The sequence below is a fragment of the Rhodococcus sp. P3_B8 genome (genome assembly GCF_056402775.1).
This window is the reverse complement of record NZ_JBFUGT010000372.1, coordinates 1-5,709: the sequence shown is the minus strand read 5'-3', so window position 1 is coordinate 5,709 and position 5,709 is coordinate 1. Positions and strand designations below refer to the sequence as shown.

At 67.6% G+C, this 5,709-nt stretch carries 5 protein-coding genes; 3 read left to right on the top strand and 2 right to left on the bottom strand.

What is annotated here, in order from left to right:
• Positions 1-253: 253 nt before the first annotated feature.
• Together AC1D1G_RS40595 and AC1D1G_RS40590 are read right to left on the bottom strand one after the other, a co-directional pair.
• On the bottom strand, positions 254-2,092 hold the full coding sequence (locus tag AC1D1G_RS40595; RefSeq protein WP_477956425.1) for a glycoside hydrolase family 15 protein: 1,839 nt from the start codon (positions 2,090-2,092) through the stop codon (positions 254-256).
• Positions 2,093-2,177: 85 nt separating this feature from the next.
• Positions 2,178-2,606: a DUF7144 family membrane protein gene (locus AC1D1G_RS40590; RefSeq protein ID WP_477956424.1), complete on the bottom strand. Its 429-nt coding sequence runs from the start codon at positions 2,604-2,606 to the stop codon at positions 2,178-2,180.
• 305 nt (positions 2,607-2,911) lie between these two features.
• Between AC1D1G_RS40590 and AC1D1G_RS40585 the strand changes: the two genes are divergently transcribed.
• From AC1D1G_RS40585 to AC1D1G_RS40575, 3 genes are all read left to right on the top strand, one after another.
• The gene (locus AC1D1G_RS40585) at positions 2,912-4,354 is read left to right on the top strand and encodes an MFS transporter (RefSeq protein ID WP_477956423.1); all 1,443 of its coding nucleotides are present in this window, start codon (positions 2,912-2,914) and stop codon (positions 4,352-4,354) included.
• Between the two features lie 210 nt (positions 4,355-4,564).
• Positions 4,565-5,053 (top strand): hypothetical protein, encoded by a 489-nt coding sequence (locus AC1D1G_RS40580; protein ID WP_283352391.1) that lies wholly within the window; start codon positions 4,565-4,567, stop codon positions 5,051-5,053.
• 141 nt (positions 5,054-5,194) lie between these two features.
• Positions 5,195-5,536 carry a three-helix bundle dimerization domain-containing protein gene (locus AC1D1G_RS40575; RefSeq protein ID WP_477956422.1) on the top strand — a complete coding sequence of 114 codons (342 nt, stop codon included), beginning with the start codon at positions 5,195-5,197 and terminating at the stop codon, positions 5,534-5,536.
• Positions 5,537-5,709 lie beyond the last annotated feature (173 nt).

The following is a 5,709-nucleotide window of genomic DNA, read 5'->3' as shown; positions in this document are numbered from 1 at the left end:
CATTCGACCACCCCCGAACACCCAGCTCACCGCACCAGGGTGGGGCCACTTCAAGCCGTCACACCCTCACAAGTAAGGGTCGGCTGGGGCCAACTCGAGCCGACAAGGTGGGGCCAGATCGAGTTGACAGAGCCAGTCGCGCCGACCGGGCAGAAAGGTCGGACGCCGGGCTGTGAGAGTGTTCCGAATCCGTCGAGCCGCCGACCTGTCCGACGGTGATCGCGGGCAGCGCCCCCGTCGGCACGGTTGCGCCTCACGCTCGGTCGGTATCGGCAGGGCGCCGGATCACGTCGCCTGCCGCCTGTGTCCCCTTCGCCTCAGCCTCGGCCTCGGCCTCGGCTTCGGCGATGGCGTAGGCCGCGCCGATGAGGGTCAGGTGGCTGAACGCCTGCGGGAAGTTGCCGACCTGTCGGTGTCGGCGGACGTCGTACTCCTCGGCCAGCAGGCCCAGGTCGTTGGACAGGTCAGTGAGCCGCTCGAACAGTGCCCGTGCCTGGTCGGTGCGCCCGTTCAGTGCCAGTGCGCTGACCAGCCAGAACGAGCAGGCGAGGAATTGTCCTTCGTCGCCGGGCAAACCGTCGTCGGTTTGTGCGGTCGAGTAGCGCGAGACGAACCCGTCGCGGCCGAGTTCCCGGGTGATCGCGTCGATCGTTCCGCTGACGCGGTCATCGGTGCCGGGCAGGAACCCGACGAGGGGGATGGTGAGCACGCTGGCGTCGAGTTCCTCGGACCCGTAGTACTGGGTGAAGGTGTTGCGGCGGGTGTCGAAACCGTGTTCGCAGACCTCGCGGTGGATCTCGTCGCGCGTCTGCGTCCAGCGTTCGACGGGGGCGTCGAGTCCGAACGTCTCGGCCAGGCGTAGGGCGCGGTCGAAGACCACCCAGGCCATGACCTTGGAGTGGGTGAAGTGCCGGCGGGGTCCGCGGGTCTCCCAGATTCCGTCGTCGGGTTCGCGCCAGATCGTTTCGATGTACTCGATCACGGTGCGCCACCGCGACCATCGTCTCGGGTCGATCCGGCCGAGGAGTTGCGCCCCGGCGAAGAGCATGGCGACGACCTCGCCGTAGACGTCGAGTTGGAATTGTTCGGAGGCGGCGTTGCCGACTCGGACGGGGGTGGAGCCTTCGTAGCCGGGGAAGTCGTCGAGTTCGAATTCGGTCAGGCGCCGTTCCCCGCTGATTCCGTACATGATCTGGATTTTCGTCGGGTCCCCGGTGCCGACGCGGGTGAGGAAGTCCCGGAAGGCGAGGGCTTCGTCGGTGTATCCGGCGGCGAGCAGCGCCTCGAGGGCGAGGGCGGAGTCGCGGAGCCAGCAGTAGCGGTAGTCCCAGTTCCTCACCCCGCCGATGTCCTCGGGTAGGGAGGTGGTCGGGGCGGCGACCATTCCGCCGGTTTGTTCGTGGGTCATGGCCTTGAGTGCGATCAGGGAGGTCAGCACCTGGTCCCGGTAGGGACCGGAGTAGGTGCAGCGTCCACTCCACTCCCGCCACCACGCTTCGGTGCGGGCCAGTGCCGAGTCGGCGTCCTCGATCGTCGGCGAATGGGCGAAGGAGGAGTGCCAGCACAGGGTGAACCGGGCCCGGCCGCCCTCGGCGATGACGAATTCGGCACCGACGGTGCCGTTGTCGATGTGTAGAGGCACCGGGGTGCTGAGGCGGAAGGTGTCCGGGCCGGCGGTTGCGCGGATTCCGTCCGGTTCCGGTTCCACCCAGGGGGAGATCGCGCCGTAGTCCGGGCGGATGACCAGTTCCATCCGCATCGGCACCCGGCCCCGGATGCCTTGAACGATCCGCATCACCTGGGGCGCATCGTCGCCGCGTCGGGGCATGAAGTCGATGATGCGCACCATGCCGTCGGCGGTTTCGAAGTCCGATTCGAGCACCAGCGTGCCCGGCCGGTAGCGGCGAGCGGTGACCCGCGTCTCCCCTGCGGGGGACAGTGCCCATCGGCCGTGCCGTTCGTCGCCGATCAGGGCGGCGAAGCACGAGGCGGAGTCGAACCGGGGCAGGCAGAGCCAGTCGATGGCGCCGTCACCACCGACCAGAGCGGCGGTCTGCAGGTCTCCGATGAGACCGTAATCCTCGATACGCATTGTCCAAGCCCCTGTTCCGCGGTCGTGCACATCGGTGGTGGAAGTTCGTGTCGCACTGATCGGTGTCGCAGTATTCGGGTGGTGTTTATCGCGTTGGTCGAGCTGGCCGTGCGGGTCGGGTGTTCTCGGGGTGCCAGGTCGAGACGGCCCAGATCACGACGGCATTGAGGGCGATGATCGTGATCGCCCACATCGGGTAGTAGGGCAACCAGAGGAAGTTGACGAGGATCGAGACGGCGCAGGTCACCAGGGCGGCCGTCCGCGCCCAGCCGGCGCCGGTGAACAGGGCGATACCGACGGCGGTGACGATCACGCCGAGCACCAGGTGGGTCCAGCCCCAGGCGCTCAGGTCGAATTGGTAGGTGTAGTCGATGCCGGTGACGAGCACCTCGTCCTTGGCGATCGCGGACAGGCCCTGCAGCAGTTCGAGGACGCCGACGGTGATCAGCAGGACCGCCCCACCCCTCGCGGACCCTTGCACCACCCCGTCTTTGACCAGCGATTCTTCGGACATGACCGTGTCCCTTCCCGGGCAACGTGTGAAGTGTTTCCGGCGCACTTCATTGTCCCCCGGCCCCGCCGGGGATGGTGGCACTTCGCGGCAGAGTGCGCAGGCACGGGCCGTCGCCGCGGACTCCCGGGGTCGGATCGAAAATCCGGCGGCGGTGGTCACCGCCCCGAACTATCCGTTGTGGCAGTTTGGGACCGGTAGGGTGATTGAGCAGTAGCTCCCTGTGCGATGGTCCCGTTCGCGGTACCGCAGTCGTGGGGAGTGCGTCGGTTGTGTTCGACACGGCTGCGACCCGGAGCAGGTGCGAGATGGCCCCACCACACCAAGCAGGAAACCGCTCGGCGGCGCTGCGCCGGGTTCTGATCCCGCTGGCGCTGGCCCAGTTCATCTGCAGCTTCGCCGGTTCCAACATGAACGTGATGATCAACGACATCAGCGAGGACCTGGACACCAGCGTGCAAGGTGTGCAGGTCGCGATCACCATCTTCCTGTTGGTGATGGCGGCGCTGATGATCCCCGGCGGCAAGCTGACCGACAAGTACGGGCGGAAGCGGTGTTTCACCGTCGGCCTGGTCGTCTACGGGGTCGGTGCCCTGATGAGCGCGGCAGCCCCGGGCCTGGGTGTGCTCATCCTCGGCAACTCGATCCTCGAAGGTGTGGGCACGGCGCTGCTGATCCCACCCGTGTACATCCTCACCACCCTGCTGTTCACCGAGATCACCTCCCGCGCCCGCGCGTTCGGTGCGATCAGCGCGATGGGAGGCATCGGCGCGGCCGCCGGGCCGCTGATCGGCGGCCTTATCACCTCGGCGATCAGCTGGCGGGCGGCGTTCGTGTTCCAGGCCCTGGTCATCGCGGCTATCGTGGTGCTGGCCCGCAACATCACCGATCCACTGCCCGCCGACCGGACCCGCCCGTTCGACACCGGCGGGGCGATCCTCTCGGCCGTCGGGCTCGTCCTGGTCGTGACTGGAATCCTCGCCGCGGACAACAACGCCTGGGTGATGATCACCCTGCTCGTCGCCGGCGCCCTCGTGCTGGTGTGGTTTTTCGCCTCGGTGCGGGCCAAGGAACGCGCCGGCACCGAACCGCTGCTGTCCACCGCACTGTTTCACAACCGCACCTCCAACCTGGGCCTGATCACCCAGAACACCCAGTGGCTGCTGCTCACCGGGATCTCGTTCGTGGTCGCCGCCTACCTGCAGGTGGTGCGCGGTTACGACGCGATCGAGACCGGCGTGATCTTCACCGCGGAAACGGCCGGTCTGCTGGCGGCCTCCCTCGCCGCCGAACGACTCGCGAAACGGCGCGCGCAACGCACCCTGATCCTCGCCGGCTTCCTCGTCGTGCTCGGCGGTGTCGCCGCCCTGCTTGCGCTGGTGAGTGGCACCCCGAACGTCTGGGCGTTCGCGCCGGGACTGCTGCTGATCGGACTGGGTCTCGGTGTCATGCTGACCCCGTCGGTCAACGTCGTCCAGTCGGCGTTCGCCGAGCAGCTGCAGGGCGAAATCTCCGGCCTCTCCCGCAGCGTGTCGAATCTCGGCTCGTCCCTCGGCGCCGCGGTCGCCGGCACCGTCCTCGTCGCCGGCATCACCACCACCCCCGAACGCTCGTACGCGTTTGCAATGATCGTCCTCGCGGCCGTCGGCTGCGTCGGGCTCGCAGCCGCGGTGTTCCTGCCCCGCACCCCGCCGTCACCGTCGGCGTCACCGCACGACGACCGGGCCTCCCGTCCACCACCTGCGGCCTAACGGTCCCGGTGAGTTCTGCGAAGCAGCATGGGACGACAGACCGGTCGACGCCGGTACTTTCGACGATCTTCGGTCGTGAATGCGGTGGGGTCAGGGGTGAGATGCGTGCGCCCAGAAGGTACGCCGAAGATGTGGAGTGGGGCACCGGAAACCTCTTGTCCCCTGGCTGATCCACCACCGAGGAACGGTGCGTGGTGCGATGATGAGGGTATGCGCCGCCATCGTTGGCCGGCTCTCGCGCCACCGGCAGATCGGGGCCTTCGTGTGCACCCCCCGACGCCGATCGTTGCCGAGAAGGACCTGGACCTGGAACTGTCCGCGGTCACCGCGTTCACGTCGGGGCTGCTGCTGCAACTRGCGATGCGGGTCACCGGGATCCGCGCCGACTTCGCCCGCTACGAAACCCGTCCCCTGACCGACCCGAACGACTGGTCGGCGCGGTGGTCCGATCTGAGCGTGCAGGTCCGCGCCGACGATCTCGACGGGCCTGCCGACGCCCTCCACCGAAGCGAACCGCCCACCGGGGAATCCGGGCCCTACCGGGCGACGCCGTCATACTGGATCGGCGCCTACCCTCGGACCGGGAAGCTGACCGTCACCACCAGCTGGACCGAGATCGGACTCCACCGGACCTCGATCATCGTCGCTCTCGGCCCCAGCCCCTTTTCTACCGCGTCCGAATCCGGKGCGGGACGGTAAYAGCCACCGACGCACACCCTCCGCCGCCTCGGTGCCAATATCAGACTTGCATCGAGGAKCCGTATCCACCACGCCGAACMCAGTGAAAAGTGATATCGAAAAGTGTCCCCGCCCGAGCGYCCGGGCAGGACAATTCTTCTCATGGACGACAACGAAAAACACGCCCTCGATGTCGTCCGCGCCCGGCTGKTCCAGCGCTACCCCGATCTCGAACCCGAGATAGTCGAGGATCTGATCGCGGCMRCGCTTGAYCGGTTCGACGGCTGCCGCGTCCGGGACTTCGTTCCCCTGCTGATCGAGCGGGCCACCACCCGCACACTCGACGCCACGTACAGCCGGRCACCGGCGCYCCCGGAACCGATCCGAACCTCGGAACTTCCCGCCACCGCACACGCCGAACCGGCGGCACCGGCAGTGATCAGCAGCGGGAGAGTGCGCGGTGTGCGGGGTGCCTTCGCCCGTCGCTCACCCCGCCTGTCCTAATCATGTTCCATGAGGGGGCGAGGCCCAGGAGCGGGAATGCGAAGCCCCGCGCGCCATCTGGGGTCGGACGCCGAGAAGCTCACCCCAGAGCTCACCGCCACCATCACGCAGCAGCGGTGATCTGTCGCCGGGGATTTCTCGCGCTCTACTGTGAAGCCACAGTGCCGGTGACC

Excerpts from the sequence above, each read along its gene's own strand:
- AC1D1G_RS40595 (WP_477956425.1), bottom strand. The coding sequence starts at position 2,092 with ATGCGTATCGAGGATTACGGTCTCATCGGAGACCTGCAGACCGCCGCT.
- AC1D1G_RS40590 (WP_477956424.1), bottom strand. The coding sequence starts at position 2,606 with ATGTCCGAAGAATCGCTGGTCAAAGACGGGGTGGTGCAAGGGTCCGCG.
- AC1D1G_RS40585 (WP_477956423.1), top strand. The coding sequence starts at position 2,912 with ATGGCCCCACCACACCAAGCAGGAAACCGCTCGGCGGCGCTGCGCCGG.